Raw genomic sequence first — 16,784 nt, forward strand, 5'->3', positions numbered from 1 at the left:
AGATAAGAGGCTGTTTCATAAACACATAATTATCATTCTGAGCCTGTCTTAGGAATTGATATGAATTTCAGAGTTGTCAACTTTCTAGCATATTGGCTATTAAAGTTGACAACTCTTTTAATAATCACCTATTTAGCCACCGAAGCTCTGATTAACACGGAGGGATTAATTATAAATGACAGAAGGATTTTCTGTGAATCCGTGGCAAAAAACACATGTGAATCTGCGATTGAATAAATCAATCTGTTTTTTCTTTGCTGCAACCAATTTCTTTAATACTTTTGCAGCTCAATACCCATGTCCAAAAGAATTCTGATATATCTTTTAGTAATCTGTACAATTTCCAATTGCTACATGCAGTTAATTGTGTATTCGGGTTACCAAATGAATAAAGAATATATTACCAGTGTATTTTGTATCAACAAAGCTCACCCTGAGCTACATTGCGACGGTCAGTGTTTTCTGGCTAAAAAACTAAAAGATTTAGACGGTAAGAACAAACAGGCACAAGAAAACCTGAAACGGGTTGTTGAGGCCGAACCAGGCTTTAAGCTTGTTGTAGTTAACCATACTATCCCATTCTTCATCATAAAATCAGAAAGTGGTTATCTGGAAAAACCAGTTAAAGACCTTTCTATTTCTATTTTTCATCCTCCGAAAACGGTTTAAGTAATTTTTAATTCGCGGTTTTTATTTGTCATGCTGAGCGCAACGAAGCATCTCATTAAGAACGGCTAAATCTGTTATTCCATGTAATATTAATTTCTGCCAATTATTCCAGAGATTCTTCATTGCATTCAGAATGACCGTAACATTTTTTTACTTATCCAATTTTCTTAAAATGAAATTAACAACATACTTATTGGCATTATTGTGCCCAGCCCTACTTTTGACTTCCTGCAAAAAAGATAACAACGAAACTGCTGCTGAAACAAAATCAACTTTCACTATCGAGTTCGACAACCAGGTAAACGGAAGTGCTTTAGTTTTAAATACTGCAACTTACAAAAATGCCAAAGGCGAAGATTTTAAAATCAATGTATTTAAATACTACGTTAGCAATATTAAATTAAGCAAAGCCGATGGAAGCAGCTATCTTATTCCGGAAAGCTACTTTTTAATCGATGCTTCAAAAGCAGAATCTACAAACATAACCTTAAAAGATGTACCAACCGGCGATTATACCAAAATCGAATATACCATTGGTGTAGATTATGCCCGTAATTTTGCAGGAGCCCAAACGGGTGCTTTAGATCCGGTAAATGGCATGTTCTGGACCTGGAACAGTGGTTATATCTTTGTGAAACTGGAAGGCACATCGCCACAATCTATAGCCGCAAACAATGCACTTACCTTTCATATTGGCGGTGTAGTTGATCCAAACAACACCATCAGAACATTTGCTACCGAAATTAATGCGGCCAATCCACTTCGCGTTAGAACAGACAGTAAACCAAAAATGCACTTTATTGTAAATGCTGCAGCTTTGTTTACCGGTAAAACCGATGTTAGTTTTGCTACACTGAACTTTACAATGGGTGGGCCAAATTCGGTAATTGTGGCAAATAATTATGCCAGCGGATTATTCCGTTTAGATCATATCCATAATTAAATGCTGAGGAAAATAACCGTCTTCGCAATGCTTGTTTTAAGCATTGCGTTGATGTATGCCTGCAGTAAAAACGAGGATGAAGCAATTCCGCAAGAAACTAAAATTGCCTTCAGCGTTCCTTCAAATTTTCCTGCTCCGGCATACAATTTCGAAGATAACAAGCTAACCAATGCTGGTTTTGCACTGGGCAAGAAACTATTTTATGATGCCCGCTTATCGGCCGATAAAAGTGTTTCGTGTGGGAGCTGTCACCAGCAATTTGCGGCTTTTACGCAACTCGATCATAAAGTGAGTCATGGGGTAAACAATTGCCAGGGCAAGCGCAATACGCCTCCTCTGGTTAATCTGGCCTGGCAAAAAGCGTTCTTCTGGGATGGTGGTGTAAAGAACATTGAAACTTCGCCGCTAAATGCCATCACCGATGCCTGCGAAATGGGTACAGATATCCAAACCATTGTAGCTTTTTTAAAGGCCACCGCGCCATATCCCGATATGTTTAAACAAGCCTTTGGTTCTACTGAGATCAATTCGCAGCTGATACTGAAATCCATTACCCAGTTTACCGCCATGCTCGTTTCGGCTAATTCAAAATACGATCAGGTAATGCGCAAAGAAAGTGGTGCCGCTTTTACGGCGACCGAGCAGGCTGGTTATACGTTATTTAAAGAAAAGTGCAGTTCTTGTCATGCCGAGCCTTTTTTTACCGATTTCTCCTATCGCAGCAACGGTTTAGATTTATTGAGCGCTGATGAGGGCCGGTCGCATATCAGCAGCGAAAAGACTGACTTTGGCAAATTCCGTGTGCCTACGCTACGTAATATCGAATACACCGGCCCATACATGCACGATGGCCGTTTTTACAGTTTGGATGAGGTATTAAACCATTACGACTCTGGCGTAAAAGCAGCCGAAAACCTTGATGCTTCCTTAAAAAACGGCATTCCGTTAAACAGTACCCAGAAAGAGCAGATTAAAGCATTTTTAAAAACATTAACAGATCATGAGTTTATCAAAAATACACTATTTAGCGAATCGTAAATTATTCATTCTGGCTTTCCTGATGTTGGGCAGTAAGGCTTTTGCATGCGATATCTGCGGCTGTTTTATGGGCATTACCCCCTATTACAACCGTAACAGCATCAGCCTGCTATACCGCTACCGCTCATTTAACGGTTACGAAGGGCAATCACATTCGCTGTTCCCGAGCGGTGGAAAATTCTTCATTCCGGCCCGTAGCCAGGATTCGCCAATTACCGGCCATGCAGGTAATCCCGGCGACTACGAATTATACCGCTCGCTGGAAGTGAGAGGTAAATATTTTATTGGCAACAGATTAGAAGTGAATGCTATTTTGCCTTATGTTTCTAATAGCGAGCGTTATAATGGCTACACCTCAACCATTGGTGGCGTAGGCGATATCAACGTGTACGCAGGCTATCACCTGGTGCAAAAGCTTGATGCCAATTTTAAGCAACAGCTTATTGCAGGTGCCGGAATTAAATTGCCTACCGGAAAAAATGATTTCAAAAATACGGCTGGTATCCGTTATTCTTCGCTCATGCAGGCCGGAACCGGCAGTACCGATGGTTTTGTTTACCTGAACTACCTGGCTGGCCTGGGTAAATTTGGTGCAAGTTTAAATACATCTTACAAGGTAAATGGCACCAACAGTCGTGATGAGGGAATTGCCAACAGTACAACCAGTTTTCTGAATATTTTTTATAAACAAAGTATCGGTAACGATTGGCAGGTTATGCCTTCGGCACAGTTCTTTTACGAGTATTCGGCCGGCGAAAAATACAAAGGACAAAAAACAGGTGAGCACGTAATGAACAATTTAATGGGCGGTATAGGTGCAGATATCTTTTATAAAAACGTTGCATTAAATATCGGGGTGCAGAAAAATATCTGGGAAGCCGAAACCGACCACCCAATGAGTGCTGGTAAGGCTTACGTTGGACTTACTTATAATTTTTAATCCATAAAAATGAAAAAACAAATCACGTTTGTAATGGGTGCCTTAGCGATCTTTTTCGCTGCCTGCAAAACCGAACCCAATGCCGAAGCCGTGCGTAAAGAGGTTTTAAACATCCACGATAAGTTAATGATTGACGGGGAGAAAGTTGTAAAAAACAAAATGAAGCTCGATACGGTGTTGCTTTCCGACCAACTGAAAAAATCTTCAGATTCTGCTACTTCAAAACAACAGGTACGCGACATAATTGCTCGTTTAAATGCTGCAGACGAGAAAATGATGGATTGGATGCATTTTTTTAAAGATGATTTTAAAGGCAAAACCGAGCAGGAAGACCTGGATTATTACAAATCGCAAATGATCAAAATCAGGGAGGTGGAAGATGGCTATATTAAAGTTACCCGCCAATCAGATTCAGTTTTAAAAGTTTATAATATTAAATAGTCAGATGTCGGGAGAAGGAAGATATGAAGCAAATCTGGCCATCGACTTATTAGTCACGAGTGCAAAGACCGAAAGCCAAAAGCTGAAGTGCAAACTCTACTTCGGTCTTCTCACTTCCGACCCTGGCCTTTACAAAAAAATAGATATGAAAAAATTAAGCATCATGATAATCCTGATGGGATTAGGCACATTCGCTGTAAATGCGAATACAATTATCACTAAACAAAAAGCAGCGGTGGTTGATTCCGCTAAAAAAGTAGTAACAGACCCGGTTTGCAAAATGAAAATAAAAGCAGCATCGGCAAAAACTACAGTTTACAACAAAACCACCTACTTTTTTTGTTCCGAAAGCTGCAAACAGAAATTTATAGCTGAACCGGCGAAGTATGCAAAAAAATAAACTTCTTCGTCACCCTGATCCGATAGCTATCGGATTTATTTCAGGGTCTCACCTATTGGTTAGCTGCTGAAATAAATTCAGCATGAAGATATCACAAACAAATTAGGTTGTATATTTACATTTTTAAATTCAAAACATGAATAAAATCATTTCTTATGCAGCAGCCAGTCTGTTGTTCGTTTCTATATTTACCGCTTGCAAACAAGAAAAAAAGCTTCCGTTTTATGGCGAACGCCACGCAGAAATCGTTAAAGATGCTGCCGGAGTAGAAAAAATTGATACCGTATACCAAACCATTCCCAACTGGGCTTTTTTAAACCAGGACAGTGTTTTAACCACCAATAAAGCAACGGATGGAAAAATTTACGTTGCCGATTTCTTCTTCACTTCCTGCACTACCATCTGCCCTACCATGCACCGCAACTTAATGACGGTTTATAACGATTTCAAAAGCAATCCGGATGTGATGTTCGTTTCGCATACCATCGATTTTAAATACGATAAACCATCAGCATTAAAAAAGTATGCTAAAAAACTAGGGGTTGATGGTCCGAAATGGCAATTTCTTTATGGCAGCAAAGACAGTGTTTACACGCTGGCAGAAAAAAACTATTTAGTTGCTGTTGGCGAAGATAGCACAGCAAAAGACGGTTATATTCACCAGGGTTATCTGGTTTTAATTGACAAAGACCGCCGGATCCGTGGCGCTTATGATGGTACTAAGGAAGACCAGGTTGAGCAATTAAAGAAGGACATTCCGGTTTTACTGGCAGAATACAAAAAGTAATAATCTAAATCGTCATTTCGATCCGATAGTTATCGGATGAAGCGAAGCGTAATGGAGAAATCTATCCTCATAGATTTCTCGGCTCCATTTCATTCCACTCGAAATGACGATTATCACAACAAAACATCCATGCGTAAGTACATCATCAACTCTATTTTTTTGCTTTCAGTTATTGCTGTTATCGTTTCCTGCCAGAATCAGGAGACCATTGATCTGCAAAATTACATGTCGAACGGAAAAGACATTTACAAGAGCAGGTGCCAGAACTGTCATGGTGAAAATGGAGAGGGCTTAGGCGAACTTGCCCCACCTTTAACCGATTCGGTTTTCTTAAAAACAAATAAAGAACGTCTGGCTTGTTTTATAAAAAACGGTGCTAACGAAACTTTAGTTATTCATGGCAAGGAGTACAAAGAAAAAATGCCTGCCTTCCCTGAGCTGGCCGATATTGATGTAGCGCAAGTAATGGTTTACATCACCAATTCTTTCGGCAATAAGCAGGGATTTGTACCTTATACAGCCGTTTCGAAGCAATTGCAGAATTGTAAGTAAATTTATTCTAAAGGAGCTGCCACCTTATTTTTTAAATTTATTGAGATGCTGAAATAAATTCAGCATGACGAGCATCTCTATTAAAATTTTGCATTTTTAGCGCCTTTCTGCTTAAAAAAACACATCTTTGCGCAAAATGCAGGTTGTTCTATCGCTGTCCCGATTTATCGGGAGAGAGGAAAGTCCGGGCAACGCAGGGCATCCCGCTTTCTAACGGAAAGGGGTTCAGGAATGAAAACCTGAATTACGGAATAGTGCAACAGAAAATATACCGTCCCGATTTTACATCGGGATAAGGGTGAAAACGTGCGGTAAGAGCGCACGAGCGCTACAGGCGACTGTAGCGGATTGTAAACCCCGGGAGTTGAAAGACCAAATAGGCTAACGCACGTAGGGCTGCCCGTCCGATGTTAGTGGGTAGGTCGTTAGAGATAAACGGCAACGTTTATAGTGGATAAATGATAGAAATCTTGAGCAATCGAGACACAGAACCCGGCTTATAGACCTGCATTTTTTTATTTTACTCCGCTAACAAAGCATTTTTCGTTTCGCTTAACTTCAAAGTTTCTTCAGCACCAAGCACCGGAAATTTTAATTCCAGATTTTTCAATCTATCTTCAATAATTTCGCTGATAGCCAAACGTGCAAACCATTTTTTATCAGCGGGGATAATGTGCCATGGCGATTCGGCTGTACTCGTTTCATTAATTGCATCCTGATAGGCTTCCATGTATTTATCCCACAAAGCCCTTTCTTTAATATCGCCGGAAGAGAATTTCCAGTTCTTGCTAGGGTCTTCTATCCTATCTAAAAACCGTTGTTTCTGTTCATCCTTACTTACATTTAAAAAGAATTTAAGAATTACTGTACCATTGGCGGTTAAGTGTTGCTCAAAATTCCTGATACTTTGATAGCGTTGCTTCCAAAAATCCTTACTGATCTTTTTCACATCGGTAATCCCCGGAATATCCTCACTCAAAATATACTCGGGGTGTACTTTACATACCAGCACATTCTCGTAATGCGAACGGTTGTGTATCCCGATGCGGCCACGCTCTGGTAAAGCTTTATAATGCCGCCACAGAAAATCGTGCTGATATTCTTCTGAGGTTGGCACTTTAAAACTATATACCTGGCATCCCTGAGGGTTTAATCCACTCATAACATGCTCTATTGCACTGTCTTTTCCGGCAGCATCCATGGCCTGAAAAATAATCAGAACCGAATGTTTTCCGGATGCATACAATTTCTCTTGCAAATGGCTCAGTTCTATCTTAGAATTTACCAAAGCATCTTTTGCCTTTTCCTTATTATAGCCGCCGGTAAAGTCGGTTTTGTGGTTTTTTAATGAAAATTTCTTGTCTCCTTGTACAATTAATCCCTTAAATTCGTTCTTCATACCTATACACATTTTAAATAAACAGGTGCATCAATAATTTAAATATAGAACTAAAAAATAAGTAAATTAAATACGTTAATTTGCATACAGAGTTTTTTTATATTTAGCGCCTTAGCATTTACCAAAAGATCATCTTAACCAATATGTTTAAAGAGATAAAAAACAAGTACTTACGTTATTTTTCCATTGTTTTATTTTTTGTAATAATTTTCTTTTCTGCACTTCAACTTAATTTTTTGTGGCTGTTTGGCTATTCTCCCAGTGTACGCGACATTAAAGCGCCAACCTTGCGGGTTGGTTCAGAACTTTACACCGCCGATGGAAAACTAATTGGCAGATATTTTAAAGAGAACAGAACTCCGGTAAATTACGAAGAAATTGCCCCAAGTGTAATACAGGCATTGGTGGCTACGGAAGATGTACGTTTTTACAAACATTGGGGAATCGATGTACAGGCCGTAGGCCGTGCGGTGATTGGTTTAGGTAAAGATGGTGGTGCCAGTACCATTACACAACAACTGGCCAAAAACCTGTACCGCACCCGATACAATAAATCGCAGGGTTTATTGGTTAAAATCCCACTGGTACGCACGTTAATAGTAAAATTAAAAGAATGGATGACAGCGGTTAAGCTTGAATCCAACTATTCAAAAAACGACATCATTACGATGTACCTCAATACAGTTTCTTTCGGTAACAACACCTATGGTATTAAAACGGCCAGCAGGATTTACTTTGATAAAGAAGCCAAAGATTTAAGCACAACCGATGCAGCCATGCTGGTAGGGATGCTTAAAGGAACTACCCTTTACAATCCAACCAAAAACCCTGCTAAAGCACTTGAGAGAAGAAATGTGGTGCTTGCCCAGATGAACAAATATAAATACCTGAGCAAAGACAGCTTAACCGGTTTATCAAAAGAGCCCATTAAACTGAAAGAAGGTAAAATGCAGGATGGCAGCGATGGAGATTCTTATTTACGCGCAGCAGTGGCTAAATACCTCGAAAAATGGTGTACAGATAATGGTTACGATTTATACGAAGATGGGTTAAAGATTTATACCACCATCGATTCTAAACTTCAAAAATACGCTGAAGAAGCCGTTGCCGACCAGATGCGGATTTTGCAACGCAGGTTTTACAACGTATGGGGCAACGAAGATCCCTGGTACGATTTGGAGAAGCAAAAAGTAGATTATCCGGACAGAGCAATGAAGAACCTGCCGATTTATACCGCGTTGCAAAAGAAATTCCCTAATAATCCCGATTCTGTAACGGCTTATTTCAATAAAAAGAAAAGGATGCAGATTTTCACCTACAAAGGTGATCGCGATACCCTATTTTCTACTTTAGATTCGATCCGTTATTATGGAAAGATCATGAATACGGGTATGATGACCATGGAACCTGCCAGCGGAAAAATTAAGGTTTGGGTGGGTGGAATTAACCATAAATTCTTCAAATACGATCACGTTAACCAGTCTAAACGTCAGGCAGGCTCTACTTTTAAACCTTTCGCCTACCTTACTGCTTTAGAACAAGGCATGAGTCCTTGCGATAAGTTTACGGATAAACCAGTTAAGATTGCTTATCAGGATAAAGGCGAAACCAAATATTGGGAGCCTAAAAATGCCGATTACAGCATTACCTACCGCGAAATGAGCTTAAGATGGGCCATGGCCAGATCGGTAAACACCATTACTGCACAGGTTACCGAAAAGGTAGGCTGGGATAACGTAGTTAAATATGCACACGAATGTGGTATCGATAGCCATTTAGAGTCTGTTCCATCGGTAAGTTTGGGCTCAAACGATGTTACTGTTTACGAAATGGTGAAAGCTTATGCCACTTTTATGAATAAAGGCATTAAAACTGATCCGATTTTAGTGGAGAAAATTACCGATCAGGATAACAACTTAATTGACGAATTTAAGCCTAAAACCAAAAGGGTTTTAAGCGAAGAAATTGCCTGGTTAATGACCTACATGTTTCGTGGTGGTATGGAAGAACCCGGAGGAACTTCTCAGGCCTTGTGGGAATGGCCCGATTTATTTAGAAAAAATAACCAGATTGGTGGTAAAACAGGAACCTCATCCGATTATGTAGATGCCTGGTATATGGGCTTAACAAAAGATTTGGTAACAGGTGTTTGGGTAGGCTGCGACGAAAGAACGGCACACTTTAAAAATGGAGAACAGGGAGAAGGTTCGAGAACAGCCTTACCTATTTTTGCCAAATTTATGGAGAAAGTTTACCTCGATCCAAGTACTGGCTATACTTATGGTCCTTTTCCAAAAGCTACAGTTGATATTACCCGTACCTACAACTGCCCTAGCCCACAAATTGTTAGGGATACTACTTCAACCGATAGCGTAATGGTTGATTCGACCGAGTTTACAGTACCAGAAACTCCGGAAACAGCTACCCCTGTGGTGGTTGAACCTGAAGTGAAAAAGGAAGAAAAGAAACCAGAACCAGTTCAACCCCCACCTGCCGCAACTGTACCCCTAACTAAAAAAGAGGAACGCGAACTGAGAAGAAAACAGCGCCAGGAAGAACGGGAAAAGAAAAAAAACGAAAACAATAACGACAATTAAAGGATTTTCCTGCAATAAACTTTCGGCTAACCAGTTTTTGGTTAGCCAAAAGTTTAAAAAAATGTTAAAATTTCAATAGTATTTTAAACAATTACTATTTTTATTTTCCAAATCTCTTACAATTTCATTTTCGTAAATTACTGAACATCGATACTAAAACTACACATATGAAAATAGGCTCTACTTTATTAAAGCGATATTTTACTTTATCGCTCCTGCTTATTCTTTCACTCTCTGTAAAAGCCCAATACTTTGGCCAAAATAAGGTAAGGTATAAAAAACTCGACTTTGAGGTTTTACAAACTCCCCACTTCGAAATTTACTACTATCTTAAAAACCCTAAGCTCCTGAAACGCTTTTCGCAGGATGCCGAAACCTGGTACAAAATGCATCAGGAGGTTTTCAGAGATACTTTCTTAAAGAAAAATCCGATTATCCTTTACAACAACCACCCTGATTTTCAACAAACTACTGCTCTGAACGGAGAAATCGGAATTGGTACCGGTGGTGTTACCGAAGCCCTAAAAAACCGCGTTATTATGCCGATTATGGAGCTTAACAGCCAAACCAGACACGTTTTGGGTCACGAGTTGGTGCACGCATTCCAGTATCACATCTTATTGGAAAAAGATTCGATCAGCCTCGAAAATGTAGGACAAACGCCCTTGTGGATGGTTGAGGGGATGGCCGAGTATCTTTCTATCGGTAAAAAAGATGCCTTTACTTCGATGTGGATGCGCGATGCCATGTTAAATCGTGATATCCCTTCACTAAAAGACTTAACCAACTCCAATAAATATTTCCCATACCGTTATGGTCAGGCCTTCTGGACTTACATTGGTTCACAATATGGCGATACCACTATAGTTCCTTTATTTAAGAATACGGCAAAATACGGTTACGAGAATGCCATCAAATATACCTTTGGTTACGACGATAAAACCTTATCAGGCCTTTGGAAAAACTCGATTGATGCGCATTACAAACCCATGCTAAAAGCGGATAGTTCGCAGATAAAAATTACGGGAACTAAAATTATCGACAACAAAAATGCCGGCAATATGAACGTTGCCCCTGCCCTTAGTCCCGACGGTAAATACCTGGCTTTTATGTCAGAGAAAGACCTCTTTGGTATTGATTTGTTCCTCGCCGATGCCAAAACCGGACGGATTATCAGGAAACTAACCAGCCAGATTTCTAATGGCCATATCGATGATTTTAACTTTATAGAATCGGCCGGTGCCTGGTCGCCAGATAGTAAGCAGTTTGCTTTTAGTATTTTCAGTCATGGTAAAAATCAGATGATGATTGTTGATGTAGCCACTGGTTCTACGGTATCGCAAACGGCCATGGGAAAAGTGCAGCAATTTGGCAACTTAACCTGGTCGCCTAACGGAAAAGATGTGGCATTCTCAGGTATGGTTGAAGGTCAGAGTGATATTTTCTCTTACAATCTGGACACGAAAGTGATAACCCAGATTACCGACGATGTGTATTCTGATTATGCCCCCAGTTATTCTCCTGATGGCAAAAAACTGGTATTTTCATCAGATCGTGCAGCCATTCAGGCCAATACCGTAAATGCAGTGCTGCCAATCAATCTGGCTGTTTATGATATTGCTGCGAAAACAGTTAGCAATCTGAATGTATTTCCGGGTGCTAATAACCTCAATGCACAATTCTCTTCAAACAGTCAAAACATCTATTTCTTGTCAAACAGAGATGGTTTCAGAAATTTATACAAATACAACTTCGCCGATAATAGTGTAGATCAGTTAACCGATTACTTTACCGGTATCAGTGGTATCACCGAGTTTTCGCCAGCCATTTCAGTATCGGCAACCGATGATATTGTTTACAGTTACTACCGCTATCAGCGTTACACCCTTTATAATGCTAAATTAAGCAGCTTTAAAGCTAAACGCATTGGCAATCAGGAAGAAAACTTCGATGCTGCAGTTTTACCTCCAATGGAGAATATTGGTGTTAACATCATCAATTCGAACCTGAATAACTTCGACCGATTCGAAAAAACGGTAGCCGATTCGATGAGAGTAGTGCCATACAAACCAAAATTCAGGTTAGATTATCTGGCAAACAGTGGTGTTGGTGTATCTACAAGCCGTTTCGGAACTGGTGTTTCGGGAGGTATTGTAGGTATGTTTAGCGATATATTGGGTACCAACCAGATCATTGCCAACCTTTCGGTAAACGGAGAAATCTACGATTTTGGAGGTTTAGTAGGTTATATTAACCAAAAAAGCAGAATTAACTGGGGAGTTGCGGTTTCGCACATTCCTTATGTTTCGGGGTTTAGCTCTTACGGTTTCGAAAAAGTGCCGGTTGGCAACAATCAAACCACCGACGCAATTAATTACCGTACCGATATCATCAGAACGTTTGAAGATCAGGTGCAGGTTTTTGGAGCCTACCCTTTTAGCAAAATACACCGGTTTGAGCTGGGGGGTGCCTTTTCGCACTACAGCTATCGGGTAGACCGTTATAGCAATTACTACAATCCTAACGGATTTTTTGTAGGGTCTGACCGCACAAAAATATCGAATGAACAGGCTTCCTTAGATTATGGTATTCCTTTTAATGCCTTCACCCTGTTTCAGTTAAACGCTGGTTTTGTTGGCGATAATTCGATTTTTGGATTAACGGCTCCGCTGGATGGTTTCAGGTACCGTGTAAGTGGTGAGAAATTCCTCGGAACCTATAATTTTGCTGGTGTAACTGCCGATTTACGCAAATACTGGAGAGCTAAACCTGTTACTTTTGCCGTAAGAAGCTACAACACTTTAAGAATCGGTAAAGATGCGGATAAACTTTACCCGATGTATCTGGGTTATCCATATTTAATCAGAGGTTACGAATCGAACTCTATATATAAAACCACATCGGCAAGAGCTTCTGAATCTTTTGATATTAACCAGTTAAGCGGAAGTAAAATTGCCGTAGTTAACTTTGAGGTACGCCTGCCATTTACAGGCCCGAAAAAACTGGCAGCTGTTCCTTCTAAATTTTTATTTTCTGATTTGAATCTTTTCTTTGATGCTGGTGTAGCCTGGACAAATGATACCAAAGTAGTTTTCAAAAGTGAACCAACTTATACAGATGTTCCTGTAAAAGATGATAGCGGTGCCGTTATTGGCTCTTACCAAACCACAAATGAGCGTGTGCCAGCGCTAAGTGTTGGTATATCGTTGAGGGTAAATGTTTTTGGCTATTTTGTACTAGAGCCTTATTATGCTATTCCTTTTCAGCGTAAAGATGTTAAAGCTGGGGTATTTGGTTTAACTTTTGCACCGGGTTGGTAATCAGCAAGCAAATTTAATAGCTGCAAAAAGAGCGATCAGATAACTGATCGCTCTTTTTGCAGGATATGTTTTTTTAAGATAGGCTATTGAATGATAACTTAACCTGATTGGTTATGTTTCGATGTAAAAGGATATTTTCAAAATCCAGCCCTATGGTTAAATCAATCCAGTCGGGGTTGCATGAGCGTACCAAACGCTCCTTTTGCATGCGGGTAAACCTGCTAATAGATTTAAAACGGACCAAAGCCTGGGCTTCAGATTTAAACTCTTCAAAGTAAACTAAACGGGTTAATTGCATTCCATTATCAAAGAATAAGTTTGGCATCTGTTTGTAGAAATCCAAAGTCTTAATCAAATCAGAACTCATGCCTACGTGCATGCTGGTGCGATTTCTGTCGGTAACGATGTAAACAAACTTTTTCATGATCTTATGTTTAAAAATTAAAACTAAACTATTTAGTATATCTTCTTGCAATTCAAAATAATATTACTAACTTTATGAGCATAAAATTACTAACTATTTTAGTAATTCCAAATTTATTTTAAAATTTATTTTTATGTCAAATATTTCAAATAATTTAAAGTACCTCAGGAAGAAAAAAGGCCATACACAGCAAAATTTCGCTGATATTATGGAAATCAAAAGATCTTTAATCGGTGCCTACGAGGAAGACCGTGCTGAGCCTAAATATGAATTACTAAAAAAAATAGCAGAATATTTTGACTTAACCATTGATGAATTTATCAATGAAAAAATTTCAGACAGCTGGAAACCGAAGCCGAAAAGCCAGGGATCGAACCTGCGGGTACTGAGTATTTCAGTAGATCAAAACGATCGGGAAAACATCGAGCTTGTGCCGGTTAAAGCCAGCGCTGGTTACCTGAATGGTTTTTCAGATCCACAATATATAAGCGACCTGCCTAAATTCCAGCTACCTCTGCCTGCTTTAAGGCAAGGTACTTTCCGTGCATTCGAAATTATGGGCGACAGCATGTTGCCTGTTCAACCCGGCAGCGTAATTATTGGCGAATACCTCGATAACTGGAACGAAGTAAAAACCGGTGAAACCTATGTCATCATTAGCAAAAATGAAGGTGTAGTATATAAAAGAGCTGGTAACCGCTTTAAAGAAAACAAAGACCTGAAATTAATTTCCGACAATAAGGTTTATGATGCTTATACCATTGCGGCCGAAGATATTTTAGAAATCTGGAAAGCAAAAGCCTATATTTCTACTTCTCTACCAGAACCTGCACCAGATCCAACCATGGAGACCTTAACCCAAATGATGGCCCAAATGCAGAAATCAATTTCGCAATTGAACAAGAATTAACATTTTTTAACAGGCTCCGATTAAACCGTTTACGTTTTTTTATATCTATCAGTTTAACAAACACATAAAAAAATTAAACATGAAAAGAGCAATTTTAACCATAGCAATTGCAGTGATGGGTTTAACAGCTGCATTTGCTCAACAAGACACAACAAAAAGGGCAAGAAGGCAAATGCCTAAAATGACCGCTGAACAGCGTGCTGAAAAAGTAACGGCCAAAATGGAAAAAGAGCTAAGCTTAACAGCCGATCAGAAGTCGAAAATTTATGCCATCCAGCTGGAAAATGCAAAAACCATGGATACCTGGAGAAAAGCCGATCAGGGCGATATGAAAGGTAAAATGAAAGAGCGCAAAGCAGCTTTGGGTGCACAAAAAGCTAAAATAGATGCCGTTTTAACTGCCGATCAAAAAACTAAAATGGATGCATTCCGTGCAGAAGCCAAAGAAAAAGCAGGTAAAATGAGAAGAGGACTGGGACAGCACAAAAAAGATAAAGCTCCGGTTGTTTCTAATCCACCGGCACAAGGTTAATTTGATATATTGGTTTTAACCTCCAGGGTTAATTCGTCATATTTTAGAAAGCGTTCTGATTATTCAGCACGCTTTCTGTATTTTTGGCCAATGCGTAAAATCGAGCAATTCCTTAACAGCAAACTTCAGGAACGGAAAGATAACCTTTCTATCAGAAACCTGTCTACCAACCTCCCTCCTGTTGATTTTTGTTCAAATGATTATCTGGGTTTTGTCCGCTCGGTCGAATTACAGCAACTTGTTTCCGCTTTAACACAGCAACTTCCTGATTATAAAAATGGTTCTGGTGGTTCGCGCTTACTCAGCGGTAACACCAGCTACATAGAAGAAACCGAGCATTTTATTGCCAGTTTCCATGGTGCAACAAGTGGTTTAATCTTCAATTCGGGTTACGATGCCAATGTTGGCCTTTTATCCAGCATTCCACAACGTGGCGATACCATCATTACTGATGAACTGGTTCATGCCAGCATTATTGATGGTTGCCGTTTAAGCCATGCTACCCGCTACAAATTTGCCCACAACGACATAAATGCACTGGAAACAAAACTCAAAACAGCGCAAGGAAACATCTTTGTGGTGGTAGAAAGTGTTTATTCAATGGATGGCGATACTGCTCCACTAACAAGTATAGCTGCACTTTGTGAGCGATATGCAGCCAACTTAATTGTAGATGAAGCTCATGCCACCGGTATTTTTGGCGAGATGGGTAAAGGTTTGGTACAACAACTCAACCTTAGCCATAGCGTATTTGCAAGCATTGTTACTTTTGGCAAAGCCATAGGCGCGCATGGGGCAATAGTACTGGGTAGTCCAAACCTGCGCCATTACCTCATTAATTTTGCACGGTCGTTTATTTACACTACCGCAGCACCCATTCATAATATCATTACTGTAAAAGCAGCCTACCAGTTATTGGGTAAAACAGATCACACGATCATTCATCAAAAGATAGCGCTCTTTAGAAAATTGCTTAAAGCAAAAAATATAGCGGCCTTAGATAGCGAAAGTGCGATACAGGGCATTTTATTTTCATCGAACGAGCGTGCTAAGCAAGCAGCAAAAACTTTACAACAGGCAGGCTTTGATGTAAGGGCGATTTTAAGTCCAACGGTTGCGCTGGGCAAAGAGCGCTTACGCATTTGCCTTCATACTTTTAATACCGATGATGAAATTACCTCATTGGTTAATCACCTAAACGAATTTCAACTTGATGGCTAAATATTTTATTACCGGCATTGGCACCGGCATAGGCAAAACACTGGTTAGTGCAATTGTAACAGAAAAACTAAAGGCCGATTACTGGAAACCAATCCAATCGGGCGACCTCGATACCAGCGATAGCCTAACCATTAGCAGCTTAATTTCCAACACTAAAACTGTTATCCACCCCGAAAGCTACCGCTTAACGCAGCCCTTATCTCCACATTTATCGGCCAGATTGGATGGAATTGAAATTGACCTTAATCAGATTCATATACCTGTAACAGAAAACAACCTGATTATTGAAGGCGCTGGTGGTTTAATGGTTCCTTTAAACGAAACCGAACTGATTATCGATTTAATTAAAAAACTGAATGTTGAAGTGATACTGGTATCGCAAAACTACCTGGGCAGCATTAACCACACTTTATTATCGCTCAATCTGCTAAAACTATATGGTATTCCGGTTAAGGGAATCATCTTTAATGGTGATGAGAATGCGGAAACTGAGAGGTACATCCTGCAGTATAGTCAGGCAAAAAAACTGGGTTATGTTCCTCATTTAAGCCAGATTGATCGGGAACAGATCGCACTAGCCGGCGAATACATTTCGCTTTAAAACCTTAAAA

16 protein-coding genes and 1 other RNA gene are annotated in these 16,784 nt (G+C 39.7%); 15 read left to right on the plus strand and 2 right to left on the minus strand.

What is annotated here, in order from left to right:
• Positions 1-384: 384 nt before the first annotated feature.
• From HWV58_RS20845 to rnpB, 9 genes are all read left to right on the plus strand, one after another.
• Positions 385-669 carry a hypothetical protein gene (locus HWV58_RS20845; protein WP_175635942.1) on the plus strand — a complete coding sequence of 95 codons (285 nt, stop codon included), beginning with the start codon at positions 385-387 and terminating at the stop codon, positions 667-669.
• Between the two features lie 172 nt (positions 670-841).
• Entirely contained in the window at positions 842-1,612 is a 771-nt protein-coding gene (locus HWV58_RS20850) for an MbnP family protein (protein ID WP_175635943.1), read from the plus strand.
• 27 nt (positions 1,613-1,639) lie between these two features.
• Positions 1,640-2,650: a cytochrome-c peroxidase gene (locus tag HWV58_RS20855; RefSeq protein ID WP_235972787.1), complete on the plus strand. Its 1,011-nt coding sequence runs from the start codon at positions 1,640-1,642 to the stop codon at positions 2,648-2,650.
• Complete coding sequence (locus tag HWV58_RS20860) at positions 2,613-3,590, plus strand: transporter (protein WP_175635944.1); 978 nt, start codon at positions 2,613-2,615, stop codon at positions 3,588-3,590. The genes HWV58_RS20855 and HWV58_RS20860 overlap by 38 nt, the downstream gene beginning before the upstream one ends.
• Before the next feature lie 9 nt (positions 3,591-3,599).
• Positions 3,600-4,031, plus strand: a complete 432-nt coding sequence (locus HWV58_RS20865; protein WP_175635945.1) for a hypothetical protein — start codon at positions 3,600-3,602, stop codon at positions 4,029-4,031.
• Positions 4,032-4,035: 4 nt separating this feature from the next.
• Positions 4,036-4,431, plus strand: a complete 396-nt coding sequence (locus HWV58_RS24330; protein WP_217707038.1) for a YHS domain-containing protein — start codon at positions 4,036-4,038, stop codon at positions 4,429-4,431.
• 136 nt (positions 4,432-4,567) lie between these two features.
• On the plus strand, positions 4,568-5,218 hold the full coding sequence (locus HWV58_RS20875; RefSeq protein ID WP_166211824.1) for an SCO family protein: 651 nt from the start codon (positions 4,568-4,570) through the stop codon (positions 5,216-5,218).
• Between the two features lie 129 nt (positions 5,219-5,347).
• A complete protein-coding gene (locus HWV58_RS20880) occupies positions 5,348-5,770 on the plus strand; it encodes a c-type cytochrome (RefSeq protein ID WP_175635946.1) in 423 nt (140 codons plus the stop codon).
• A gap of 135 nt (positions 5,771-5,905) precedes the next feature.
• Positions 5,906-6,286: RNase P RNA component class A (gene rnpB / locus HWV58_RS20885), an RNA gene on the plus strand.
• Between the two features lie 4 nt (positions 6,287-6,290).
• Here rnpB and HWV58_RS20890 read toward each other — a convergent pair.
• On the minus strand, positions 6,291-7,169 hold the full coding sequence (locus HWV58_RS20890; RefSeq protein ID WP_175635947.1) for a polyphosphate kinase 2 family protein: 879 nt from the start codon (positions 7,167-7,169) through the stop codon (positions 6,291-6,293).
• A gap of 143 nt (positions 7,170-7,312) precedes the next feature.
• Between HWV58_RS20890 and HWV58_RS20895 the strand changes: the two genes are divergently transcribed.
• Positions 7,313-9,766: a transglycosylase domain-containing protein gene (locus HWV58_RS20895; protein ID WP_175635948.1), complete on the plus strand. Its 2,454-nt coding sequence runs from the start codon at positions 7,313-7,315 to the stop codon at positions 9,764-9,766.
• A gap of 167 nt (positions 9,767-9,933) precedes the next feature.
• Positions 9,934-13,086 (plus strand): peptidase MA family metallohydrolase, encoded by a 3,153-nt coding sequence (locus HWV58_RS20900; RefSeq protein ID WP_175635949.1) that lies wholly within the window; start codon positions 9,934-9,936, stop codon positions 13,084-13,086.
• A gap of 73 nt (positions 13,087-13,159) precedes the next feature.
• Here HWV58_RS20900 and HWV58_RS20905 read toward each other — a convergent pair whose 3' ends face one another.
• A complete protein-coding gene (locus HWV58_RS20905; protein WP_175635950.1) occupies positions 13,160-13,510 on the minus strand; it encodes a GIY-YIG nuclease family protein in 351 nt (116 codons plus the stop codon).
• Positions 13,511-13,643: 133 nt separating this feature from the next.
• On the opposite strand from HWV58_RS20905, the gene HWV58_RS20910 reads away from it, so the two are divergent.
• The 4 genes from HWV58_RS20910 to bioD all read left to right on the plus strand — a co-directional run bounded on the left by HWV58_RS20910 (position 13,644) and on the right by bioD (position 16,774).
• Positions 13,644-14,420 carry an XRE family transcriptional regulator gene (locus HWV58_RS20910; protein ID WP_124559950.1) on the plus strand — a complete coding sequence of 259 codons (777 nt, stop codon included), beginning with the start codon at positions 13,644-13,646 and terminating at the stop codon, positions 14,418-14,420.
• A gap of 79 nt (positions 14,421-14,499) precedes the next feature.
• On the plus strand, positions 14,500-14,952 hold the full coding sequence (locus tag HWV58_RS20915) for a hypothetical protein (protein ID WP_175635951.1): 453 nt from the start codon (positions 14,500-14,502) through the stop codon (positions 14,950-14,952).
• A 90-nt stretch (positions 14,953-15,042) separates the two neighbouring features.
• The gene (locus HWV58_RS20920) at positions 15,043-16,173 is read left to right on the plus strand and encodes an aminotransferase class I/II-fold pyridoxal phosphate-dependent enzyme (RefSeq protein WP_175635952.1); all 1,131 of its coding nucleotides are present in this window, start codon (positions 15,043-15,045) and stop codon (positions 16,171-16,173) included.
• A complete protein-coding gene (gene bioD / locus HWV58_RS20925) occupies positions 16,166-16,774 on the plus strand; it encodes a dethiobiotin synthase (RefSeq protein ID WP_175635953.1) in 609 nt (202 codons plus the stop codon). Before HWV58_RS20920 ends, bioD begins: the two co-directional genes overlap by 8 nt.
• Positions 16,775-16,784 lie beyond the last annotated feature (10 nt).

The sequence above is a fragment of the Pedobacter ghigonis genome, from assembly GCF_903166585.1.
GTDB lineage: Bacteria > Bacteroidota > Bacteroidia > Sphingobacteriales > Sphingobacteriaceae > Pedobacter > Pedobacter ghigonis.